The 23,578-nt window shown below is 44.7% G+C and carries 18 protein-coding genes; 11 read left to right on the plus strand and 7 right to left on the minus strand.

Translation table 11 applies throughout. From position 1 onward, the window contains the following. Positions 1–21: 21 nt before the first annotated feature. Positions 22–1,506 (minus strand): amidase, encoded by a 1,485-nt coding sequence (locus SFV55_RS04265; RefSeq protein ID WP_320028223.1) that lies wholly within the window; start codon positions 1,504–1,506, stop codon positions 22–24. Between the two features lie 293 nt (positions 1,507–1,799). Here SFV55_RS04265 and SFV55_RS04270 point away from each other — a divergent pair, with 293 nt between their 5' ends. Then, positions 1,800–2,666, plus strand: coding sequence for a sugar phosphate isomerase/epimerase (locus tag SFV55_RS04270; RefSeq protein WP_320028224.1), 867 nt, complete (start codon positions 1,800–1,802; stop codon positions 2,664–2,666). A gap of 268 nt (positions 2,667–2,934) precedes the next feature. Continuing rightward, positions 2,935–3,165: a hypothetical protein gene (locus tag SFV55_RS04275; protein ID WP_320028225.1), complete on the plus strand. Its 231-nt coding sequence runs from the start codon at positions 2,935–2,937 to the stop codon at positions 3,163–3,165. Positions 3,166–3,219: 54 nt separating this feature from the next. Here SFV55_RS04275 and SFV55_RS04280 read toward each other — a convergent pair whose 3' ends face one another. Next, positions 3,220–4,605, minus strand: coding sequence for an aminopeptidase P family protein (locus SFV55_RS04280; RefSeq protein ID WP_320028226.1), 1,386 nt, complete (start codon positions 4,603–4,605; stop codon positions 3,220–3,222). A 166-nt stretch (positions 4,606–4,771) separates the two neighbouring features. Beyond that, positions 4,772–5,128 (minus strand): PQQ-binding-like beta-propeller repeat protein, encoded by a 357-nt coding sequence (locus tag SFV55_RS04285; protein ID WP_320028227.1) that lies wholly within the window; start codon positions 5,126–5,128, stop codon positions 4,772–4,774. 299 nt (positions 5,129–5,427) lie between these two features. Here SFV55_RS04285 and tesB point away from each other — a divergent pair, with 299 nt between their 5' ends. The 3 genes from tesB to SFV55_RS04300 all read left to right on the plus strand — a co-directional run bounded on the left by tesB (position 5,428) and on the right by SFV55_RS04300 (position 10,674). Beyond that, the gene (gene tesB / locus SFV55_RS04290; protein ID WP_320028228.1) at positions 5,428–6,285 is read left to right on the plus strand and encodes an acyl-CoA thioesterase II; all 858 of its coding nucleotides are present in this window, start codon (positions 5,428–5,430) and stop codon (positions 6,283–6,285) included. Between the two features lie 161 nt (positions 6,286–6,446). Further along, entirely contained in the window at positions 6,447–7,619 is a 1,173-nt protein-coding gene (locus tag SFV55_RS04295; protein WP_320028229.1) for a hypothetical protein, read from the plus strand. Positions 7,620–7,917: 298 nt separating this feature from the next. Next, complete coding sequence (locus SFV55_RS04300) at positions 7,918–10,674, plus strand: TonB-dependent receptor (protein ID WP_320028230.1); 2,757 nt, start codon at positions 7,918–7,920, stop codon at positions 10,672–10,674. Between the two features lie 911 nt (positions 10,675–11,585). On the opposite strand, the gene SFV55_RS04305 is transcribed toward SFV55_RS04300, so the two are convergent. Further along, positions 11,586–12,833 carry a DNA/RNA non-specific endonuclease gene (locus SFV55_RS04305; RefSeq protein ID WP_320028231.1) on the minus strand — a complete coding sequence of 416 codons (1,248 nt, stop codon included), beginning with the start codon at positions 12,831–12,833 and terminating at the stop codon, positions 11,586–11,588. Between the two features lie 102 nt (positions 12,834–12,935). On the opposite strand from SFV55_RS04305, the gene ytxJ reads away from it, so the two are divergent. Both ytxJ and SFV55_RS04315 read left to right on the plus strand, forming a co-directional pair. Beyond that, a complete protein-coding gene (ytxJ, locus tag SFV55_RS04310) occupies positions 12,936–13,316 on the plus strand; it encodes a bacillithiol system redox-active protein YtxJ (RefSeq protein WP_320028232.1) in 381 nt (126 codons plus the stop codon). 93 nt (positions 13,317–13,409) lie between these two features. After that, the gene (locus SFV55_RS04315; RefSeq protein ID WP_320028233.1) at positions 13,410–13,961 is read left to right on the plus strand and encodes a DinB family protein; all 552 of its coding nucleotides are present in this window, start codon (positions 13,410–13,412) and stop codon (positions 13,959–13,961) included. On the opposite strand, the gene SFV55_RS04320 is transcribed toward SFV55_RS04315, so the two are convergent. After that, positions 13,939–15,195: a DUF5690 family protein gene (locus SFV55_RS04320; protein ID WP_320028234.1), complete on the minus strand. Its 1,257-nt coding sequence runs from the start codon at positions 15,193–15,195 to the stop codon at positions 13,939–13,941. The two genes, SFV55_RS04315 and SFV55_RS04320, sit on opposite strands and share 23 nt — an antisense overlap. A 242-nt stretch (positions 15,196–15,437) precedes the next feature. Beyond that, entirely contained in the window at positions 15,438–16,817 is a 1,380-nt protein-coding gene (glmM, locus tag SFV55_RS04325) for a phosphoglucosamine mutase (protein WP_320028235.1), read from the minus strand. Positions 16,818–16,864: 47 nt separating this feature from the next. Between glmM and SFV55_RS04330 the strand changes: the two genes are divergently transcribed. From SFV55_RS04330 to SFV55_RS04345, 4 genes are all read left to right on the plus strand, one after another. Continuing rightward, positions 16,865–17,443, plus strand: coding sequence for a phosphatase PAP2 family protein (locus tag SFV55_RS04330; RefSeq protein ID WP_320028236.1), 579 nt, complete (start codon positions 16,865–16,867; stop codon positions 17,441–17,443). 5 nt (positions 17,444–17,448) lie between these two features. Beyond that, the gene (locus SFV55_RS04335) at positions 17,449–18,189 is read left to right on the plus strand and encodes a ZIP family metal transporter (protein ID WP_320028237.1); all 741 of its coding nucleotides are present in this window, start codon (positions 17,449–17,451) and stop codon (positions 18,187–18,189) included. A 197-nt stretch (positions 18,190–18,386) separates the two neighbouring features. Further along, entirely contained in the window at positions 18,387–21,221 is a 2,835-nt protein-coding gene (locus SFV55_RS04340) for a TonB-dependent receptor (protein ID WP_320028238.1), read from the plus strand. Positions 21,222–21,313: 92 nt separating this feature from the next. After that, on the plus strand, positions 21,314–22,915 hold the full coding sequence (locus SFV55_RS04345) for a T9SS type A sorting domain-containing protein (protein WP_320028239.1): 1,602 nt from the start codon (positions 21,314–21,316) through the stop codon (positions 22,913–22,915). An 88-nt stretch (positions 22,916–23,003) separates the two neighbouring features. On the opposite strand, the gene SFV55_RS04350 is transcribed toward SFV55_RS04345, so the two are convergent. Beyond that, entirely contained in the window at positions 23,004–23,555 is a 552-nt protein-coding gene (locus SFV55_RS04350) for a RidA family protein (RefSeq protein WP_320028240.1), read from the minus strand. Positions 23,556–23,578 lie beyond the last annotated feature (23 nt).

The raw sequence follows: 23,578 nt of genomic DNA on the forward strand, positions 1-23,578 counted from the left end.
AAGCAGGTGACATCAGGCTGATCACAGCTCCGGAATCCTCCCTCCCCAGGGCATAGCCTCCTCCAACTGCGCAGCCAACTGCAACAACAAATCCTCTCGCCCTTGCATGGCCGTAAACATGGTACCAACGGGCAGGTTCTCTTCTGTCCAGAGTGTCGGAATACTCATTGAGGGTTGACCTGTCATATTGGCAAAAGGGGTCCAGGGAATATAACCAAAGGCTTTATCTGCCAATTGGCCAATGCTGGTTTTGACCATAAATCCCAAATTGAAGGCATTGACAAATTTGAGCAAAGTTTGTTCGGCAGGGCTGTTTTGCAAAGCTCCAATTTTGATCGGGCGGCTGGCAAGGGTGGGCGTGAGCAGTAGATCGTACTGTTGGTGAAAACGGGCTGCCCGCTGGGCAATTTCATTCCATTCCTTTTTGGCCTGAGCAAAATCACCGGCTTTGAAGGTACGTCCCAACAAGGCTAGCGCATAAGTATTCGTTTCTACATCCGAAGTAGTCGGTCGGCGTTTGAGGAATTTACTCAATTGTTGCAGTTCCCCTTCGGCTTCACCAGATACTACTACCAAAAAACGTTCCAATAAATCTTCCTTGAAATAAGGTAAGGGCCTGGCTTCCTCCACACTGTGCCCCAGGTCACTGAGTTGTTGGGCCATTTGGGCCACTGCATCTTTGCAGGCCTGGTCTACCTCAAGGCCAAGGGGGTGAACAGTGCTGAAGGCGATCCGCAGTTTTCCTGGGTTCTGCCCCAATTGAGCTACATAAGTGCCCTCTGATGGAGACGTAAGGTATGGATCTCCTGGTTGAGCACCACCAATGGCATCCAGGTACGCAGCAGAATCGCGCACTGAGCGGCTGACACAACCCTCAACCACTGCCCCGCTCCACATTTCGCCACCTGTAGGTCCCAGGGAAATGCGGCCCCGGGTTGGTTTCAATCCAAACAAACCACAACAAGAAGCCGGAATCCGAATAGAACCACCCCCATCGCTCGCTGTAGCCATCGGTACAATCCCTGCCGCCACCGCAGCTGCCGATCCACCACTACTGCCTCCCGGAGAATGTGCCAAATTCCAGGGATTATGGCTGGGACCAAATAACTCGGGTTCCGTGTAAGGAGTCAGGCCGAATTCGGGTGTATTGGTTTTGCCCATAATGACCAAGCCAGCCTCGCGAATCTTTTGAATGGCATAACTATCTTGTTTAGAGATGTATCCTTCATAACCCCTGCAGCCGGTTCGAATTGGTGTGTTTTTTATTTCCAGTCCTAAGTCTTTCACCAAAAAGGGAACGCCGGAAAATGGCCCAATTGCACCAATTGCTGCAGTAGTCCGTGCAGATTCAAATAAGGGGTAAATGATGGCATTGACCTTGGGGTTGACTGCTTCAGCCCTTTTTATGGCTGTTTCCAGTAATTCGGTAGCAGTAAGCTCTTTTTTTTGAATCAGTTCGGCCAACCCGATGGCGTCGTATTGACGGTATTCAGTGTAATTCAACATTAGACTACATTTGGATTTTTCGTTGAATAAAACTAAGCAATCCAACCTACATTCCAGTTTTTATTTTACGAGATATTTTATTTTCCTAAAAAACATTGCGGAATCGAGCCGTTTCCCTTTTTTTATTCTTCAAGATTTATCTAGGTGTAAGAAATACACTATCTTTCTGGCCATTTATCAATCTTTATAGTTGAGGCGTTTAGGAGTTGAGAAGTTGAGGCCACTTAGGCGAAAAAAAAATGTGCTCAACTTCTCAACTCCTAAACACCTCAACCTACACAATCATTAGAACTATGGATAGACGTACATTCAACCAGTTGGCAATCAGTGGCAGTATGGCTGCCTTTTTGCCTGAGTTTGTACTGGCGAAAAAAAACGCCATTAGTGTGCAATTGTACAGTGTAAGGGGTGACATGGAAAAAGACCTGGTGGGAACCCTCACTGCGGTTCGAAAGATGGGGTATCGCCTGGTGGAGGGTGCAGGGTATAGTCAGGGAAAATTTTACGGCAAAACGCCTGCGGAGTTCAAAGTGCTGCTGGCTGATCTGGGCTTAAAAATGCCAAGCGGCCACTTTGGCTTCGGCAGTGCCAACTACGATGTTCAAAAGAAGAGCATCAACGATGAGTACAAAAGGGCCATTGATGATGCTGCATCTATTGGACACGAATACGTTATTGCACCGTATATGATCGATCCCGACCGGAAAGGGGAAAAGTTGAAGCAGTACATCCATGGTTTGAACAAAGCTGGAGAATATGCCAAACAGGCTGGGGTAAAATTTGCCTACCACAACCACGCATTTGAGTTCGAAATGGAAGGGGGGCGCCTTATCTACGACGCCATTCTGCAAGACACAGACCCTAGCCTGGTTTTGTTACAGATGGACTTGTATTGGACAGAAAAGGGCAAAGCCAACACCATAGAGTTGTTAAAGAAAAATGCTGGCCGGGTCCACCTCGTTCACGTCAAAGACATGGCTAAAACCAAAGAACAGGAGACAGTTGAGGTAGGTCAAGGAAGCATCAACTTCCAGGAAATATTCAAATACACGCCAGCGGCAGGTGTGAAATATTACGTAGTAGAATTGGAGCATTACAAGACGACTCCTATGCAGGGTATCGCTGAAGCATACAATGGTTTGAAAAAGTTGAAGTTTTAATTTTCCAAACCAAACCTTTTCAGCGTTTTCAAGTTGCGGAAAAGAGCCATGTGCTTTTTTCCGCATTTTTTTGTCAAGGTACAAAAACGACTTTAACAAAATTTTAAGAATAAATCATCACTATGAGCAGAAGTAAATTATAAGAAATTTTAAAAAAGGATATTTTTTTTTGTTAACGTCGATCTTTTTTCACCAAATCTACGTTTTAATAATAACTTTACCCCGCTTGAATTGTACTAACCTTAACCGAACACGCACCGTATCAATTATGGTCACGAACAAAATCAAACGGCGATTGCTCCGTGCGAGAGTGGTTCTGAATCAGGCCATTCGCCAAATCCTGGAGATCAATCGTATTCGCAAGCAGCTTCCATTTTTCCAAAATCGTGAAGCAAAAGAAAAAGAAATTGAGCAGGACTTAAAACTGCTTAATAAAATTGCTCAGCAACAAGCTGTGCTGATTAAAAAATACGAAGAAGAGTTGGAAACAACCGGTTGATGCCTCGGCACTTCGACTACGCTCAGCGACCGGTCACTGAGCGTAGTCGAGGTATCAACTTCTCAATGCTTCTAGCTCCCCAATTTCCTTTGGAATCCCAGGCCCCAAAACCCGTGGTTCATCATAAGTAACCAGCACATCATCCTCGATACGCACGCCTGAAAAATTCCGATAAGCTTGCAAGGCTGGATAATTGATGAATTGGTTAAACTGGCCTTCAGCTTGCCATTTATCGATGAGTTGTGGAATAAAGTAAATTCCAGGTTCAATGGTCATTACATAACCAAACTGTAATTCTCGGGCCATCCGCAAGGATTTCAAACCAAATTGGGTACTGCGCTCCAAACCTTCCCTATAACCAACATAGTTTTCACCTAGATCTTCCATGTCGTGTACATCCAAACCAATCATATGTCCAAGGCCATGTGGAAAAAACAATGCATGTGCTCCTGCCTGAACAATTTCATCGGTATCTCCCATTAGCAAGCCCAGAGATTTCAACCCATTGGTAATTACCTTAGCCGCAGTAAGATGTACATCCAGATTGCGAACACCCGGGCGGCACGCAGCAATTCCTGCCAGTTGAGCATCTAATACGATCTGATAGACCTCTTTTTGCTGTTGGGTAAACACAGCATCAACTGGCCAGGTGCGGGTGATATCGGCAGCGTAATGCATGCTGGACTCAGCACCCATATCAGCAAGGACCAACTGGCCTGACTTAAGGACGTTGTGGTGTTCGTGATTGTGCAATACCTGCCCATTGATCGTAAGGATAATCGGGTAAGCCAAATCGCCACCACCAGCTATCGCAATACCTTCCGCAATGCCCGCCAATTGTGCCTCCCTTATGCCAGGTTTGGTTTGCTTCATGGCGGCCAGGTACATGGCTTTGGTGGTTGCCAGGGCCTTTTCCATTTCTAGTATCTCTTCACCAGTTTTAACCGATCGTTGGGCTACAATGGCTTTGATCAAGGGAACTGATGCTTCCTTTTGGATGTCCAGCAAGGGTAAATGCAGCCAATAAGCCAAATTGATTTGGTTATCTGCTCGGTAAGGAGGTAAAAAATGAATAGCACGGTTTTGTTTATTGGTAGCATGCAGCACTTCAACCAAAAGATCGTAGTCCTGAACTTCTGAAATGCCCACTTGTTGAGCCTGGTCTTTTAAGGAAGGCTGGTCTCCCATCCAGATGATGTCTTCAATGCTTAGCTCGTTCCCGAAAAGGATGGTCTCACCCGTTTCTGTGTCCATGATTGCTGCCAAATGGGCATGGTCGAGGCCGATATAATAGAGAAAATTGCTGTCTTGCCGAAAAGGGAAAGTGTTGTCCAGGTAATTTTTAGGGCTGTATTCATTACCCATCAATAAGATGATGCCTCTTCCTACCTGATGCATCAATTGCTCCCTGCGGCGGGCATAAGTGTTGGCAGAAAACATAAGTTAGATTTACGATCGTTTGCAATGTTGCATAGTGGCAATCAAGAATATGAGTCATCCCGAATTTAAAAAAAGAAAAATTGGGATGACTCATGTTTTGCCAACTGTTTAGTCTCGTAAAGCTAAAAAAGGATTTAACAAAAATAATAAAAATTAACATGAATAGTCATACGTCCCACAAACCGACCAATTGGGCATTGGTGCGGCGGGTTTCCATGACCTGGCCGTTGCTGGGATTGATCCTAAAAATCCGATCACCCCAAACGGCATAGAGGTATCCAGCCTGGAAAGTCATGTCAATTTGATAGGATTCTTCACTACCAAGGCCAAAACAGCGCAAGGTTCGTGACCATTTCCGGCTGCCATCTTCAGCATCAAGGGCAAATACTTTGCCGTCCCATCCGACGTAAACTACTTCCCCGTTTTCGAGGGCAGAAATTTCGGATTCACGGTCCTTAGGTAAACCGTAACGTTTGATCGATTTGAGCCAAACAGGGGCTCGGGAATAATCTTTGAATACCATAATGATTCCTTTTGTTGTTTGAAATCTCAGGAATTCCATCTAGGGTTTGCTTTAAAACTATCCCTTCCTTGCCGAGGATAGTCAAGCATCAGGAATTTAGTTTTTTACAATTTTGTGACAATTTAAAACCGTTTTCTCGTAAAAGCAACCGATTTCTAGTTAAAACGAACAAAACACCAATTTAGGTTCCCTAATTGTCATATTTTCTTTACAATTAACTGTTAAAATCAAGAGGAGAATATTTGTAGCTGAATAGTGTTATTTTTGCCTCGGCGTAAGTTTAAACCCATACAACATCCATGAGACACATCCATGAATTGCTTTCTTTGTTGGAATTGGAACAGTTAGATGAGGATCTTTTCCGAGGCACCAGTAAAAGTGTAGGGAGCAGCACCGTTTTTGGGGGGCAGGTTTTGGCCCAATCCCTCTATGCTGCAATGAAAACTGTCCCTGCCGACCGTGAGGTACATTCCCTTCATTCCTATTTTATTCTTCCTGGTGACCTGGAAATTCCAATCGTTTTTCAAGTTGAACGGATACGTGATGGTGGAAGTTTTACCACTCGGCGGGTTAAAGCCATCCAAAAAGGTGAACCCATTTTTTTTATGTCTGCTTCGTTTCAGTTGTCACAAGAAGGTTTTGATCACCAAATATCGATGCCAAATGTCTCGCCTCCCGATTGGTTGGTGAGCTGGGAAGATCTGGCTCAAAAATTTGGTGAAATGCTTCCTGAAAACATCCGAAACTTTTTGAATCTGGATCGCCCAATAGAGTTCCGGCCAGTGGAGTTGGTCAATCCAGCCTTACCTACCAAAAGTCAACCTTTTCGGCACATCTGGATGAAAGCAAAGGGTGAAATGCCCAAGGATCCACAAACCCATCAATGTGTGTTGGCCTACACTTCAGATTACAATTTGCTCACCACCGCATTGTTGCCCCATGGCAGTGAAGCCTCCTTTGGAAACGTAAAGATTGCCAGTTTAGACCATGCCATGTGGTTCCATCGCCCCTTCCAGATGGATGAATGGTTGTTATACGCAATTGATAGCCCAAGTGCATCCAATGCCCGTGGATTTACTCGTGGAAATATCTTTACCCAGGATGGGCTTTTGGTTGCTTCGGTTGTGCAAGAAGGATTGATCCGACCCAAAAAATAATTATTTTGCGGCCTCAATAGTGGGGCAAAAATAAATGTTCATGTTTCTTGAGCCAAAGGATTAGGTAAGACACTTAAAATGAAATATTTACTTATCTAATCCTTTGGCAAAATGAACATTTTATTTTTTACCCCACTCTTAATAATAACCATATTAGCCTCATGCAAACGATCTACGAGACCAGACTTTTCCAACTCGCATCTGAGTACGAACACATGATGCGCCGCTCTAACGATTACAAAGGGCTGAGTAATGGCATTTTAGATCGTTATGCCCATCCCGTGCTTACCACAGGGCATCTACCACTCACCTGGCAATACGACCTCAACCCGGAAACCAACCCAAATTTGATGTTGCGTCAGGGGGTACTATCCATTGCCAACGCTGGGGCGGTAGCGGTGGGTGATAAAATCGCCCTGATGACGCGTTTACAAAGTTTTGATGGTCAATTCTTTTTTGCTTTGGCGGAGAGCAACACTGGGGTAGATCACTTTCGGTTCCGCACCCACCCAACCGTGATCCCAATCATGACTACGGTGCGTACCAGCATTTTCAATTTGCGGCTTACTCCACATGAAGATGGTTGGATCTACGCTTTGTACAACCTGCGTCAAAAGGATCAAAACAGTGCTGCAGCGACCTATCATCACGCAGTTGCCCGAACCAAGGATTTACAAAACTGGGAAAGTTTACCGGATTTGGTTTTTGATGCGCCAGCACAACGTTTGTGCCTTTTACACCCGGCAATGGTGGATGGCAAATACATGGTGTACAGCCAACAAATTGATCAATTGCAAAGTGGGATGGGAAGAAGGCCCATAACCATCAACAGTTTTGAGGATTGGGCACATGCCACCTGTAGCGAAGAAAGTACCATTAAGGGGGTGGCTTTTCCGGAAATAGAAACCCCGGCTTATGTTTTGGGCCCTTGCCCCATCAAAACAGAACTCGGCTGGATCCATCTGTGCTCAGGCCTGCGGCGGAGCTCCTATGGGTGGCGGCATATTTTACAAGTCTTTTTAACCGATTTAGACGATCCGGCTAAAATAATCGCACAACCTGGCGGCCATTTTTTAGAATTAAACGAAAAAGACAAGTCAAGTCCCGCTTTGCGAATGTTGCATTCCAATGGGTGGGCGATGTTTAAAAACAAGATTTATTTGTACTACACCAATCTGGACAACCGGGTCAAGGTAGTCAGTACTCCTTTAGATCGGCTGATAGATTACGTAGTCAATACTCCTCAGAATCAAATAGATGCTTCAGCGGGTTTGAAAATGCGTCTTGAAATGATTGATCAGAATCAGGCTTTTATGAATAAGTTTCATTTATAAATCCGGACCACAAATTTGTCCTTTTTTTTCGAAATTAATCCTTCTTTCAAACTACACCATTTGGGCAAATGCTAATTTTTTGTCCAAAAATATGGTATTTTCAAACTTCTATGCTATTTTAGCCCGAAGAAACTATAAGAAACAAAACGCATTTCAGGGTTAGAATTACGTTATTGAGCGACTTTTGAACACCATTTGTCTTCCTTTCCATTTCTGCAACGATTCCATTGTCAACACTGGTAACTATGGGAAAACGTCCAATGTGGTAACTGTTTTTTTCTAAATAAATGTCCAAATTATGCAAAAACGAGTACGTTTTTTTTCAGTAGTGTTTACACTGCTGCTCACTAGTAGTGCTTTGCTGGCACAAGCTACTTTAAAAGGTTCGGTAAAAGACGAAAATGGTGAAGCACTGATTGCTGCATCAGTCAGCGTAGCCGGCACCACCACTGGAGCCATTACCAAATTGGATGGCACTTATGAATTGCCCTTGCCATCCGGAACCCACACCATCAATGTTTCTTACACTGGTTACGAAGCGGTCGCCCAAGTAGTAACAATTGGCAATCAAGATGTAGTACTGGATTTTATCCTCAAATCATCGGTGACCAACCTTAACGAAGTAGTCATCAGTGTAGGTAGCCGCAACACGCTACGGACTTCCACTGACACACCACTGCCGATTGACATCCTGGGGGCAAAAGATTTGGTTGCGAGCGGCCAGACGACTTTTGATAAGGCTTTGACCTATCGGGTTCCCTCCTTCAATAGTGTCCAAACGCCAGTCAACGACGCCACTTCTTTACTCGACCCTTATGAAATCCGCAACATGGGGCCAAGCCGTACTTTGATTCTGATCAACGGGAAACGGAAAAACATGAGTTCCCTGCTGTACACCCAGACCTCGCCTGGTCGGGGGGAAACCGGGGCGGACATTTCTGCCATTCCGCAAGATGCGATTGAAAGGGTTGAAATCCTGCGCGATGGAGCTTCTGCACAGTATGGTTCGGATGCTATTGCCGGGGTAATGAACATCATTTTGAAGAAAGATGTCGACAAAGGTGGCGTTACCCTTCGCACGGGGATGACCAGCGAGGGCGACGGTGAGATGTTTGGGGTTTCGGTTAACAACGGAGCTCGCCTGGGGGCCAGAGGTTTCCTCAATTACACCCTCGATCTTTCCAAGATTGGATTGGCCAATCGCCCTGGTACAGTAGATGCTGAAGGCGAGGCTGCCGATTTTGGTGCCGATATCGCTACGGTACGCAGCTTTTTGAACGAGTTTCCAGATGCAGGAAACATCAATGGATCACCTGCAACCACGGCGATGAAGTTTTCGGTTAATACTGGAGGTAAAGTCAGTGAGAACAGTGAGGTGTATGGGAATGCTGCCTACATTTACAAAAAAGTCAACAGCTTTGCCAACTACCGTACTCCATACTGGCGTACATTGTCTTCTTTCCCATACTTGACTGATTTCTTTGGCGTAACTGGTGCCAATGGCCAGAAAAGATACGTTGGTTATGTCCCTACTTTTGATGGCGACCTCATCGATTATCATGCTACTGCTGGTTTCAAATCAAGCAGAAACGGCTGGAATACTGATCTTAGTTTTACCATCGGTGGCAACCAGCAAACCTACACGGTGACCAATTCACACAACCGTAATGACACCAAAAATCCTGATGGGACCAACAAATACCGCGAAAACAGCCCGATCATTTTTGATCCAGGAGGAACTCGCTTTACCCATGCGGTAGGAAACATTGATGTTAGCAGACGTGTTTCAAGTATCTTTAGCTTTGCATTCGGCTCTGAGTTCCGTAGCGAGGATTTTACTGTAATTGAAGGCGATGAAGCTTCTTACGAAGACGGTGGCGCTGACTCCTTTGCGGGCAATGACCCACGAAATTCAGGCACTTTCAACCGCTACAACGTTGGTGCTTATGCTGATTTCGCTTTTGATTTTACTGAAAATTTCTTGATCAACGCTACTGCACGTTTGGAGAATTACAGTGATTTTGGGGACGCTTTCGTTTGGAAAATCAGTTCACGGTACAAATTGGCCGATGACAACGTTGTACTCCGGGGATCGATCTCTACGGGCTTTAAAGCGCCAACCCTACACCAAATTTATACCCAAAAAGCGCAGTACAGCTTTGTACCTGGCCAGGGTATCCAAGTAGGTGGTTTGGTGAGCAACGTTTCCCGTGAAGCACGTTTGTTGGGAGTTCCAAGTCTTAATCCAGAAAAATCCACTAACTTCACTTTAGGGATAGGACTTAAACCAGCTCCTAACTTCAACATCACGATTGACTACTTCAACATCGACCTGACTGATCGGATCATTTTAAGTACTGAAATCAAATCTACTGGTGGCACCACCCCCTTGGACAAGATTTTGGCAGACAATAACCTTTCAGACCTCAGTTTCTTTGTCAATGCACTGGATACCAGAACTTCTGGTCTTGACTTTGTAGCCAATTACCGTGCGATCAAATTTGGTGCAGGAAAACTGGGTGTCAGCCTGGCTGGCAACGTCATGCTGCAAAATGAACGGGTGGGGGCAGTAAAAAACCCAGCTTTGATCGCAGGCGCAAGACAATCGGTTGCAAATGCGACTCAGGAAGCCTTGTTTTTCACCTCTCGTCCTAAGTTTAAAACCATCCTGGGTATCGACTATGAAGTTGGTCGTTTCATCTTCACACTTGGCAATACACTATTTGGCCCAACCAAGTTCAAGCAACAAGGTTTGGATGATAATCTGTATACCGAGTTTAAAACCAAGCTGGTTACCGATTTAGCGATTACTTTCCAAACGAGCAAGAATTCGACGATTGCTTTGAATATAAATAACTTGTTTAATGTGTTGCCAGAATGGGAGTTTAAAGCTGAAAACGCAGCAGGTGAAACCCTGCTGAAAGATGCTGCGGCGTTGAAAGTCAATTCCAACCTGATTACCTTCAACCAGCGGTATTCAATTACCACTTATGATGGTTCCCACTTCAGCCAGTTGGGAACGATCTTTAATTTGTCTTATAACTTCCGCTTCTAAGGGAGAGAGTTTAGTAAAACAGAACCGCCACTTTCCCATTTGGAGAAGTGGCGGTTTTTGCTTTGAACAACTTTGAAATTCAAAACAAACGATCGTTGAAACGAAAATTTGTTAAGCATTCTTTTTCAAAGGAGCTCTGGTCACAAAATCGATGACCTTTAGCTCATGTTCAATTTCGTAGTCTTCTGTAGTTAACGTGTCTTCAGGTTCTTTTCGAAGGCCTAAAGTGAAGCACACGAAAAACAGGACTAAGGCAAGGTAGAAAAATCCAAGATAATACAGCATCGTGTTCTAATATTTATAGGGTGTGAATCAAAATAGTAACCACTCAAATTCAAAGCATCAAAAATGTGATGGCATTGAAAATCAGTTAAATCAGATACAACGAGGCACCTAATTTGTAAACGCAAACAGTTTAAAATTGTTTTTTAGTGAAAGTGATTCATTGGAAGGAACAGGAAAAATTCGGAAAAATACAGTGAAAAATACCTTGGTAAGTAGGAAATCGAATAGAGACCAACGATGAATATGGTTTTAAAATAAAATCTTTTTCAATCCTCTCTCCACAAAAATAGCATTTTTTTCTTAATGTATCAAAAACTGCATCTTTTTTTTCAAAAAATACCTAAATATGGCCCAATCATCGTAAGAAGGGCACCTGAAACACCGCAGCGTTGCTGTAACTTGTTCAAAAAAAGAAAGGCTGCTCTTGGCAGCCTTCTGAACTACTAATCTAGCCCGGTAATCAGTCTTTGCACTACAAAGATAGGAGTGTTTTTAGCTGATGTCTTGTACTCGTTCTGGCGTTTTTTGGAAAAAAATAAGTATGAAAATTAAATAATAAACTGTAATTCAGTTTATTATTTAATTTTTTTTTGATTTTTTTGATTTACGCATTAAAAAAATATAAATTATTTTTCGCGGAATTCGCTCAACTGATTTTCCTTTTCCACATAAATCACGGGCACATTCCCCAAATTATTCACCTTTCCTCGCACCACGATGTATTTGTCCTTCCAATTGCTCAGGGGGTCATAAGAAAAATTGACCAGTTGTTCTTTGTTGATAAAAATGGTGAACAGCTCATTGGGGTATTGTTGATCCAGATTGAGCAGGATGTTGCCTTTGCGGCTCGCCCGAGCACCGACCACTTTTCCGCACACTTTGATTTCTTCGTTTCGCCCCATGTATAAGCGAGCTTGCACAGAATTGAAATGTGCCGGAGGTAGGGTTACGGCACTCAGTGGTTCCACATCACCGGAGGCAATGGTGGTCAGGAATGTACTTTTATCGATCTGCTTTTCCAGGGTTTCCTCCAAAGTATTTTCAAGGCCGGTAAAAAAATCAATTCCGGTAATTTTTTCAATCTCGTCAATGGAAGTAGCAAAACTGGTAAGCGGATAACCTTTTGTGTTTTGAGGCACCAAAAAAGCAATGGCTTTGCGGTTTTTGAAGTCCAGGGCGATTTTCCAATACTGCTCGGGGATGGCCACCTTGTTTTTGGCACGAGGGATGGTGGGCAAACCCGGCTTCAACACTGGCCCGGTGAACACAAACAACTGCGTAGTGCTGTTGCGAAACAGGTAAGCGCGCAACAAACTTTCCAAATCTGCCCAAATACCCCGGTTGAATTCGGCCAGTTGGGGCGACATATTGGAATAATAGTAGGATTCAGAAAGGGCTTTTTCGGACCAACGAAAATCAGCGGAAGGTGCCAGGTGCCCGCGGTCGTAACCAAAACCATCGTACACATAAGCGCTGTCGGGTTGTAAAGTTTTGATGAAATAGTCCTGTTCCACCGCTGATCCGGTTTTGATTTTTGGGTCGGGTCGAAAATCGTTGGTGCGGCCCACTACCCCATTCACCACATCTGGAGTAATGATGTGTCCCACCCATCGGGCTTGCTCATAATCCTCAGCGTACACCAACGCCATGAGGGAATGACTCACTAGCTCCTCTCCTACCCCCAAAGTGGGCAACATGGGCTGTAAATCGGCCATTACCTTTTGCATTTTCAGGTCTTCGATAGCCAGTAGCACTTCTTTTTGCTGCAGGCGCAGGTTTTCCAGCTTAGTTTCCAGATTCTTAAGCTGTATTTCTATGTTTTGTGCTTCAAGAAAATTATAACTGAGTAAAAAAAATAGTAGTATGATTCTCATGATGCTTATTTTTGCCATGAATTTCAGGATTCTGTGAAAACTTTTTGCATAATTCGACGGTTCTTTCTGCACAATAGATGCAATTAAACCATTAAAACGAGGATGAGCTACTTAGAAAACTTAAAACACGCGCAACAAGGACTGAGCTTTGACGCTTGGAAAACATTGCATGACGAGCAGCAATTGGACGAGATCATTGAGACTTCTAAAGAAAAACCCGTAGTGATTTTTAAACACAGTACTACGTGTGGAATCAGTGAAGGTGCCAAATATACCCTGATGGAAAATTGGGATTTTGAAGGGCACGAGCTAGATTTTTATTACCTGGATTTGCTCAAACACCGTCCGATCTCCAACCGCATTGCGCAAGATTTTCAGGTTACCCACCAATCTCCGCAAGTATTGTTGGTCAAAGATGGGAAAGTGGCTTTTCATACTTCACACCATCGGATCAGTGTAGATGGGTTGCGGAAAAACCTCTGATATTTCGGATTTGGTATTTCGGCTGAATAGGTCACTGAGCGGAGCCGAAGTGCCACTCAACCGAAATCCCAAATCCGAAATCAATAAATGCCTATGACACCTCAAATCCTTCAACACCTCGACCGCTTGGACGCTACGCTCAATACCTTATTCGAGTGGCTGCTGCAGGAAGATCCCAGTTATTTGGATAAAAAACTGTCACCTGAACGTTGGTCTGTGTACGAGGTCATGCAACATTTGATGTTGTCAGAAGGCAATTCTCTCAAGTATTTGCGCAAAAAATCCCTGGGATTTGCGGAGCTCCAAACAGCGGGCTTTCGCGCGGGGTTTCGAGTTTGGTTGCTCGAATTGATCATGCGCTCCCCTATCAAATTTAAAGCACCAAAAGGTGCTGGCGTAGAAGTTTTTGTACCTGTAGAAAGTTTTGCTGCACTGAGTGGGCAATGGCAAAAACAACGTAAGGAATTGCGTCAGTTTCTTGGCGAATTACCATTGGAGATTTTTGCCAAAGAAGTTTATCGTCATCCACGCAGCGGAATGCTGAGCATTGAAGGGATGTTGCGTTTTTTTCAGGTACATTTTGATCGGCACAATAAACAGATAAAACGTATACTTCAAGAAATTAAGCCTTTACCAACTGCATAAACCTTTTTTGAAAATAACGATAGGCAAACAACACCAGGATCCCATAACTTCCCAGCAATACATATACCGCATAGACCAAAAAGGTGGTATAAGAAATATCAGCTTGCCCAAAGTTCTTGTACAATTGTAACCCAAAACTACCCATGTAACCCCAGGTATCAGCCAAAGTCACAATAAAACCGACCGTGCCTGGGTAACGGAAAGCTCCAATGATCCGCTCAAAATAAATACCATTGGCCGGTACGTATCCCAAATACATGCCTGCACCGACAAACAACATCCAATATTCCACCCTAATCAGATTAGCTTGAAAAAGGACTGTGGCAAAAATGGCCATGACAACCCCAGAAAAGGTGAGCCAATTGACGATGGTAAAGGCTCGAAAATTGTCCTGCACCCGAGCAAGAAAACCAAGCATGACCAATATTCCCAACGCAATGGGGGTTTCTACCGCTGAAAAAACTGCTGGATTGTTGACCCCCTGTTCCTGAAAAATTTCTCGCCCGAAATTGTCGCGAAAATCCCGGAGAATGGTCAGTAAGACATACCCAACAATAAAAAAAACGATGCCTCGAAAAAAAGTTTGAACAAATTTCCGGCGTTCGGGCCCCTTCATGGTTACCCGCACTGTGCGCAGTGCTTCGTCCTCCACAGTAGGGGCTGGTAAACGCATCAACATGGTCAAAAACACGGCAATAGCTGGGATGAATAAACCCGCCGTAACCATAGGCATGTAAAATTCGGATACCCCCCAGTTTTGCATCACGTATAGGCCTACTGTTTTGACAAAACCTGAGGCAAAAATAAAGGAAGCGGTCAGGGCGGCCATCAAAATATCGGTTTGCCGCCTACCCTCCAAAAAGCCCAATACCAGGCCGTAAATCATACCCAGGGGCAAACCATTGAGGAAGAAAAAGAACATGTTGTAGGGCGGCGGCACCAGTGCAAACCCCACCAGCGTTAAGCCCGCAAAGCTCACCAAACCCAAAATGTACCAACCCCGCAGGTGCCTGGCTACCTCTGAAACGACCTTGATCCCAATCAGTTTGGACAATGCGTAGCCAAAAACCTGCAAGTTGACCAACCAGATTTTGTAACTCACTCCCCAGTATTCCATGCCTTCAAACGTGGCGGCAGTGATACCTTTGCGAAAGGCGTACATGCAGGTATAGGTTCCAAATGCAGCTACAGCAGCCAGGATGGTAAATTGAAGGTCACGACGAGAAATGGGCATGGTGGGTCATTTAAGGCACAAAATGCACAATTCGTCCTGAAATCGGTTAATCCAGCTCCGATTTGTGCAAAAATTAATCTCCGCTTTACAATGTTTTCTTCATTGAGCTTTCCCAAAAATCTACTTAGATCCTTCTCCAGTGCCCTAGACTTCTTCAATTAAAAATGCCAAATTAGCGAATTAGAGTTTTTTTTACGGCTCCGCCGTTTGTTTTTTTACCATCTAAGGCAGTAAAGAAGCACCTAAGCAATCAGCCCCAAGACCTCGCCCTTAATTTTCCCTACCAAAGCCTCCGCCTCCGCCAAACTAGGCGCCTCCGCATAAATCCGAATGATCGGCTCCGTATTCGACTTGCGCAAGTGCAACCAACTTTGAGGAAAATCAATTTTCAAACCATCAATGGTGCTGTGCTCCTCGTGCTGGTATTTTTGCTCCAATTGATGCAAGATGGCCTCCATATCAAGTCCTTCAGGTAGGGAGATTTTATCCTTCACCATTTGATAATTAGGGTAAGTGGCGCGCAGAGCGGAAGTGGTGCCCCCAAATTTGGCCAACCAGGATAAAAACAGGGCAATACCTACTAGCGCATCCCGACCGTAGTGCAATTCAGGTACGATGATTCCGCCGTTTCCTTCCCCACCTATTCTGGCATTAACTGCTTTCATTTTTTCCACCACATTCACCTCTCCAACTGCGGCAGCAAAGTACTGGCCACCGTGTTTGAGGGTGACGTCGCGCAAGGCACGGGAAGAAGAGAGATTGGAGACTGTATTGCCTGTGCGCTCCTGCAACAAGTAATCAGCCACGGCCACCAGGGTGTATTCTTCACCAAAAGCCTCCCCATTTTCGCAAACCAGTGCCAGGCGGTCAACATCTGGATCAACTGCTATGCCCAGATCAGCATGATGCTCCAGGATGGCTGCGGATAAGTCGTACAAATGTTCGGGCAGTGGTTCAGGGTTGTGCGCAAAATGACCGTTAGTTTCACCATTAATAAGGATCACTTCACAACCCAAGTATTCCAATAAATCCGGAACGGTGATCGCCCCTGATGAATTGACTGGGTCAAGCACAACTTTGAAGCCCCGCGCCCGCACCAAATCAACTTCCACCTCGGGCAGGTCAATAATGGCTTGGATGTGTTTTTGCAAAAAATCACCACCTTCAAGTACTTTTCCCAAGCCGTCAACGGACTGGTATTGAATGCCTCCGTTGGAAATCAAGTCCAAAACCGCAGCTCCATCAGCAGCAGAAATGAATTCTCCTTTTTCATTCAGGAATTTCAGTGCGTTCCATTCCTTAGGATTGTGGCTCGCTGTGATGATGATGCCCGCTCCGGCGCCTTCAAAGCCGACAGCCATTTCTACCGTAGGTGTAGTGGACAAGCCCAGATCTATTACGTCAATCCCCAGTGCAGTAAGGGTGCTAACTACCAAATCGCGCACCATTTGCCCGGAAATACGGGCATCACGGCCAATTACCACTTTGGGGGTATTGCCTTTTTGTAACAGCCAGGTTCCAAATGCAGCAGTACATTCTACAATGTCTTGTGGGGTCAGGTTTTGACCGGGCACTCCACCGATCGTGCCACGAATTCCGGAAATAGACTTGATTAATGCCATTGGTTTGGATTAGATTTGGGACAAAATTATAATTTTAATTCTACAGCATGGAACAACTGATAGCCGCTGATCAATTTTTATTTGAGCTCATCAATGGTCAGTCCCACAATGCGGTGCTGGATTGGTTGATGCCCATTTGGCGGGAAAAATCCACCTGGATACCATTATATATAGCATTGGCCGCTTTTTTGGGGTACAAATACCGGTTGCAGGGCTTGTATCTTATTCTGGCTCTGGCCTTAGCAGTGGGTTTGGCCGATACGGTAAGTAGTAAAATCATCAAACCATCGGTACACCGCCTGCGCCCCTGTAACGATCCTACTTTGAAGGATGAGGTACAATTGCTGGTGCATTGCGGCAGTGGTTACAGTTTTACCTCCTCGCATGCTTCCAATCACTTTGCAGTGGCGGCTTTTTTGAGTTTAACCCTGGGTTTGCATTATCGCCGAATCCGTTGGCCCTTGTACCTTTGGGCTGCAAGTATTGCGCTAGGCCAAGTCTATGTAGGTGTACATTTTCCGCTTGACATTATTATTGGTGCGATTTTAGGGATTATCATTGGCAACATTGTTGCAAAAACGTACCTTCGCCTTTTTAAAAACCCATTTCTACAGACTCAAGTATAACACGAATGCACATTTGGGAATACCTGCTCCTCTTTCTAACCCCCTTTATTGGAGGTATACCAGCATTTTATTTGGGCGATCGAAAGCCTAAACTCGTGCGGTTCATCATGTTGTTCAATGGTGCGTTTATTTTGGGAGTGGTTTTGGTGCAGCTCTTGCCCGATTTGTTTACCAAAGGCGATCATTACACGGGGCTGTGGATGTTGCTTGGTTTTGCACTTCAATTGTTGCTGGAAGAATGGTCAGGAGGTGTAGAACATGGGCATGTGCATAGCCATGGCCAAAAAACAGGTTGGCTGGCCTTTTCAATTATGCTGGGCTTATGTTTACATGCGCTGATTGAAGGCTTACCTTTGGGGGGCTATCGTACCTTTGCGCAAGCCTTTAATGAGCAAAATAGCGACAATCAGTTTTATCACCTCTTGCTGAGCATTACGGTGCACAATATTCCGGCAGCTTTTGCCCTTACATCCTTCTTGTTGATGAGTGGGCTTAAAAAAATTCCTGCCTCCCTATTGTTGCTAGTTTTTGCCAGTATGTCCCCATTAGCGGCTTTTTTTGCTCAATTTTTTTTCCAGGACCCAAATGTTTTACATCTTTTATTGTCGATAGTGACTGGAAACCTTTTACAAATTGGCTCTACTATCCTTTTTGAAAACGACGCCCATACCAGCCACCACTTTTCCTGGGGCAAATGGTTGGCCTTATTACTGGGCTTTGCATTGTCGGCAATTCATTTCCATTAGTTAATTATTTGGACAGTCTTATTTTTACAAGTGCTACACACAAGTTAATTTCTTAACATGTGGAATGTTCGGAATAAAAATTTGTGCTTAGACTTACAATTGGATAAAATTCGGTTTACAAAGATTAACTAGTTAGCGAATTTTCACTAATTTGCCCTCATTAAGAATATTATTCGCTCACTATTTCGGTTTTCAGCATGAAATATCTATACAAGTCATTGATGCTTAGCATCATTTTGATTTTCTCTTCTTCATGCATCATCTATGCTCAGACGACCATCCGGGGAGAAATTAAAGATGCGGGGAATAAAGAAGGCCTGGCCAATGCGACAGTGGTGATAAAAGGGACTACAGAGGGAACAGTTGCTGATTTGGAGGGAAAATTTGAATTGTCCACAGCCCAAAAACTCCCCCTCGTTCTCGTCGTTTCCTACGTTGGCTATACTGATAAAGAGGTTACCCTCAATACTATCCAGCCCAAACTGGTCATCGAATTGGCCGAGGATGCAGTTACTATTGATCAGGTCGAAGTTAAAGGGCGACGCATCTCTGAAAAGAAAGTACAATCGCCCTTGACCATGGAAACCATGGACGCAATTGCGATTACAGAAACACCAGCGGCCAATTTTTACGATGGTTTGGGTTCTTTGAAAGAGGTGGACCTTACTGCAGCCAGTTTGGGTTTCAAAATCATCAATACCAGGGGGTTCAATAGTACCAGCCCGGTGCGTTCATTACAAATCATTGATGGTGTCGACAATCAATCGCCAGGGTTGAACTTCTCTTTGGGTAACTTCCTTGGTGCATCTGAATTGGATGTAAACAGTGTGACCTTGATCGTTGGCGCCTCTTCCGCTTTTTATGGGCCCAACGCATTTAACGGCGTAGTGAGCATGCAAACCAAAAGCCCGTTTTTGCACAAGGGTTTGGAAGCCACTGTAAAAGGTGGAGAAAGAAGTTTGTTTGAAGCAGGTTTGCGTTGGGCCGATGCTTTTAAAAACAAGTCAGGAAAAGATGTTTTTGCCTACAAATTCAACTTGTCCGGCTTTCGGGCGAATGACTGGGTGGCCGACAATTATGATCCTGTTTTTGATACACCAAGTAAAGCTAGCAACCCCGGCGGCTACGACGCAGTGAACATTTACGGTGATGAATACCTGATTTCCAACGACTTTACTGGCAACTTCAACCTGATTGGCATGGGCATCATTCACCGCCAAGGGTACAAAGAAATTGACTTGGTCGATTATGACTCTGAAAACCTAAAGGCCGCTACGGCTTTTCACCTTCGCTTGAATCCAGCCAAAGATTTTAACTCACCTGAATTGGTACTGGGTACCAATTACAGCACTGGAACTACGGTGTATCAGGGTGACAATCGCTATAGTTTGCGGGACATTCAGTTCTTTCAGCACAAAATTGAATTGAAACAAAATGAGAAGTATTTCCTGCGCTTTTATGTAACCCATGAAGATGCTGGAAATTCATATGACCCATATTTTACTGCTTTGCAGCTGCAAAACAACGCAAAGGAAGACATCAAATGGGCATCGGACTACATCAATTATTGGCAAACCAATATCAACCCTCGTGTACGCCGCATCGAGGGTTATCCCAATCCCATCGACTACATTGGGCGGCCTGATGAGTTTCGAACAGCGCAAAGTGCATTTTTAGGCAATAGTCGCGTACAAGATTCCCTTGCGGTATACCATTCTTTGGCACAACTACAGGTAGTCAAAGGTAATCCACTCTTCCAGTCGGTTGATTTTTTTGAGCCTGGTACGGCACGTTTCCAACAAGAATTCAACAGCATCACCTCGCGACTGGGCTACAGTGAAGGAGGTACCCGTTTTTTCGACCGTTCAGCCCTCTATCATACCCACGGTGAGTACAAGTTCAACGACCTGATTAAACCAGAAAAGGGTGGTTCGATTACTGACCTAGATCTTTTGGTGGGTGCAAACTTCCGCTTGTACACGCCAAATTCCAAGGGATCACTCTTGTTGGATACAGGAGACGTCAACATCAACACCTATGAGTATGGCATTTATGGTGGTGGCACTTTGGAATTGGATAAAAGATTAAAAATCAGCGGCTCGATTCGATTGGATAAAAACCAAAACTTCAATTACCTGGTTTCTCCAGCGGCTTCACTGGTTTATACTCCCAATCGTGATCAGGTTTTGCGCTTGTCGTTTTCATCGGCTATTCGCAACCCAACCCTGGCAGACCAATACCTTTTTTACAACGTGGGCCGCGCCATTCTCATTGGGAATTTAAATGGGTTCAACGACCTATTGACCATTGAATCCTTACGGGAATACCTCAACACTCGGGATAGAAACAAATTAAGCTATTTTGATGTAGCACCTATTCGGCCCGAACAAGTGCGTACCGTTGAAGCAGGATATCGCAATACATTTTTTGACAAGTTGTACTTGGATGCAGCCTACTATTATAGCTTCTACCAAGATTTTATCGGCTATAATATTGGTGTAGATGCCGCTTTTGATCAATTGACTGGCTTGCCAGCCCGGGTGCAGGCCTACCGGGTAGCCGCCAATGCAACTGACCGGGTGACCACCCAAGGGTTTTCGATAGGCAGTAGCTATTATTTTGGACAAAACTATGTCTTGAATGGCAACTACTCTTTTAATCAGCTAAACAGCGTCAGTGATGACCCCATCATTCCAGCATTCAATACCCCTAAGCACAAATACAATCTTGGGTTTTCGGGAAGGGACCTGGCTGTAAAATTCCTGGGCTTGAATTTCCCTGACTTTGGTTTCAACATCAATTACAAGTGGATTGATGGATTTGTGTTTGAAGGTTCTCCCCAGTTTACTGGTGTTATTCCGAGTTATAGCATGCTCGACGCCCAGATGAACTGGCATGTCAAAAAAATCAACACAACCTTTAAACTGGGTGCATCGAACATCTTGAATAATCTGACATTCCAAACTTATGGGGGACCTAGAATTGGTCGTTTGGCCTACTTGTCGCTGCTTTATGATTGGAACAAAAAATAAAAGATAGTATTTTCAGGAGTTTATCCCTTTTGAGGTAAACTCCTGATTTTTTGTTGGTCATTTCATTTTAATTCACTCAAAAACATTTTCAAATGAAACAACTCAACACTTTGCTGCTGTTGTTGATTATTATGCTGGGAACAATAGGTCTGTCTGCCCAACCAGGTAGATATCGCACGGATGTATTCAGCAGTTTTTCGGTTCAAAGAAACGTGGTGTATGGGAACAATATATCCGTTCTGACGGGATCTCCTGCTGCTCAGGATCTGGTCATGGATGTATATACACCTGCTGGTGACAATTCCACAAACCGTGCTGCGGTAGTGTACTTCCACACTGGTAGCTTTCTTCCTCCCATCATTAATGGTGGTATTACGGGTGCACGGAGTGATTCATCAGTTGTGGAATTTGCTCGTCGCTTTACTCGTTTGGGTTATGTTGTATTTGTTCCTACTTACCGCGTGGGTTGGAACCCTGCTGCAACTGGCCCTTCTGGTCAGAACACCCGTACTGGTACTCTACTGAACGCAGCCTACCGTGGGGTTCAGGACGCACGGACTTGTGTGCGTTTCTTGCGTAAATCTGTTGCCGAAAGCAATAATGTTTATGGCATTGACCCCAATAAATTGGTATTGTGGGGCCAAGGCACTGGTGGTTACATCAGCATGGGTGCCGCATATTTAGATCGTTTCAAGGAAGAAATTCAGATTCCCAAGTTCATCGACACCGAGAAGTTGACCGCCTATGTTGATACTACAGTCAGTAGTAACCCTTTTGGCACAACCACAAAGCTGCTGAACATTGCCAACCATGCAAATTATAGCTCTGATTTTCAATTGGCAGTAAATATGGGAGGAGCACTGGGAGACATTGGTTGGCTCGAAGGTAAAGCAGGTGAACCTGCCTTCATTGGTTTTCACGTGTTGTCTGACCCATTTGCACCTTTTGCCGATGGAGCGGTAATTGTACCTACTACCCGCGAATTTGTAGTGAACGTATCGGGTACTCGTTCTGTAGTAGAGCGTGCTAATTCAACAGGTTTGAATGCAAAGTTGGCACCAGCCAACACTGAACAAACTTTCGTTAACTTGAAGAATCAGGTATTGAAAAACGTCCCCCTACCCAATGGCCCGAATACCAACATTGGCGGCATGGCTACCACCTTATCGGCAGATAACATGTACCCCTTTGTCACTCCTAACAACCGTTTCGAAGCTGGCCCATGGGAATGGTGGGACACTACTACCTTGAAAGCAGTTGTGGCTGGTTTCAATGCAGCAACCGGACGTAAAGACGATTGGAAAGTATTGCATTCCAATGGTTTGTTGACCAACCCCAATATGAGCAAAGCTAAAGCAATGGCTTATATTGATACCATGATGCAGGTATTCATCCCCCGTGCTTACCTACAACTCAATCTAGCTACTTCTACTCACGAAATCATCTCGGAAGATGTAGTGAAACTGAAAATTGGGCCAAATCCTGTAGCCGACCGGATCTATCTGGAAAGTGCAACGGAGTTCAAAATGCGAGACATTGCCCTCTACAGTTTAGATGGCAAGATGGTTCGAGGGTATGCCAATGTGGATGAGAATGATTTTGAAATGCAACGAGGGAGCATACCTCCGGGTACATATGTGCTGCAGGTGCGTTTTGATAAGGGACTCGTGGCAAAGAAATTGATATTGAAATAATGTCGTACGGGCGCCCCTTCGTGGGCGCCCAAATTTGGCTCCCTTGCGGTTGCCCAAATTTGATAGGGGCAACCACTTAGGGTTGCCCCTACCAGATTTCGACGATCATCTCCACTTCTACGGCCATCTTACTGGGCAAGGAACTCATGCCCACCGCCGAACGGGCATGTTTGCCTTTCTCCCCAAATACTTTCACCATCAAGTCGGAAAAACCATTGATGACCTTGGGTTGATCGCCAAAATCGGACCCACAATTGACCATACCCAACACTTTTACGATTCGTTTTACCCGATCCAGGCTGCCAATTTCTGCTTTAAGGGCTGCCAATTGGTTAATGGCAGTAAGCTGAGCTGCTTCATAACCTTGCTCAATGGTCAAATCAACACCTACTTTTCCTGTAATGTACGAGCCGTCTTCCTTGCGTGGGCCTTTGCCGGCCAAAAAGATGAGTTTCCCGGTTTGAACGGCGTTGACGTAGTTGGCAATGGGGGCAGAAACGGAGGGAAGGACAATGCCCAATTCGACCAGTTTTTGATCAATACTAGATTGGCCTTTGCTTGGCTTTTTATTCTGGGCTGTTAAGGAAATCCCAGTGATCAGGATGCAAAAAAGGAGCGAAAAGTGTTGAAGATTGCGCATGTTTTTTCTGTGCAAAATACACT

Origin of the sequence: Haliscomenobacter sp., assembly GCF_033763495.1 — a bacterium.
Taxonomy (GTDB): Bacteria; Bacteroidota; Bacteroidia; order Chitinophagales; family Saprospiraceae; genus Haliscomenobacter.

What these genes read in the sequence shown, in the direction of transcription:
- SFV55_RS04265 (WP_320028223.1), bottom strand. Translation starts at nt 1,506, where the DNA reads ATGTTGAATTACACTGAATACCGTCAATACGACGCCATCGGGTTGGCC.
- SFV55_RS04270 (WP_320028224.1), top strand. Translation starts at nt 1,800, where the DNA reads ATGGATAGACGTACATTCAACCAGTTGGCAATCAGTGGCAGTATGGCT.
- SFV55_RS04275 (WP_320028225.1), top strand. Translation starts at nt 2,935, where the DNA reads ATGGTCACGAACAAAATCAAACGGCGATTGCTCCGTGCGAGAGTGGTT.
- SFV55_RS04280 (WP_320028226.1), bottom strand. Translation starts at nt 4,605, where the DNA reads ATGTTTTCTGCCAACACTTATGCCCGCCGCAGGGAGCAATTGATGCAT.
- SFV55_RS04285 (WP_320028227.1), bottom strand. Translation starts at nt 5,128, where the DNA reads ATGGTATTCAAAGATTATTCCCGAGCCCCTGTTTGGCTCAAATCGATC.
- tesB (WP_320028228.1), top strand. Translation starts at nt 5,428, where the DNA reads ATGAGACACATCCATGAATTGCTTTCTTTGTTGGAATTGGAACAGTTA.
- SFV55_RS04295 (WP_320028229.1), top strand. Translation starts at nt 6,447, where the DNA reads ATGCAAACGATCTACGAGACCAGACTTTTCCAACTCGCATCTGAGTAC.
- SFV55_RS04300 (WP_320028230.1), top strand. Translation starts at nt 7,918, where the DNA reads ATGCAAAAACGAGTACGTTTTTTTTCAGTAGTGTTTACACTGCTGCTC.
- SFV55_RS04305 (WP_320028231.1), bottom strand. Translation starts at nt 12,833, where the DNA reads ATGAGAATCATACTACTATTTTTTTTACTCAGTTATAATTTTCTTGAA.
- ytxJ (WP_320028232.1), top strand. Translation starts at nt 12,936, where the DNA reads ATGAGCTACTTAGAAAACTTAAAACACGCGCAACAAGGACTGAGCTTT.
- SFV55_RS04315 (WP_320028233.1), top strand. Translation starts at nt 13,410, where the DNA reads ATGACACCTCAAATCCTTCAACACCTCGACCGCTTGGACGCTACGCTC.
- SFV55_RS04320 (WP_320028234.1), bottom strand. Translation starts at nt 15,195, where the DNA reads ATGCCCATTTCTCGTCGTGACCTTCAATTTACCATCCTGGCTGCTGTA.
- glmM (WP_320028235.1), bottom strand. Translation starts at nt 16,817, where the DNA reads ATGGCATTAATCAAGTCTATTTCCGGAATTCGTGGCACGATCGGTGGA.
- SFV55_RS04330 (WP_320028236.1), top strand. Translation starts at nt 16,865, where the DNA reads ATGGAACAACTGATAGCCGCTGATCAATTTTTATTTGAGCTCATCAAT.
- SFV55_RS04335 (WP_320028237.1), top strand. Translation starts at nt 17,449, where the DNA reads ATGCACATTTGGGAATACCTGCTCCTCTTTCTAACCCCCTTTATTGGA.
- SFV55_RS04340 (WP_320028238.1), top strand. Translation starts at nt 18,387, where the DNA reads ATGAAATATCTATACAAGTCATTGATGCTTAGCATCATTTTGATTTTC.
- SFV55_RS04345 (WP_320028239.1), top strand. Translation starts at nt 21,314, where the DNA reads ATGAAACAACTCAACACTTTGCTGCTGTTGTTGATTATTATGCTGGGA.
- SFV55_RS04350 (WP_320028240.1), bottom strand. Translation starts at nt 23,555, where the DNA reads ATGCGCAATCTTCAACACTTTTCGCTCCTTTTTTGCATCCTGATCACT.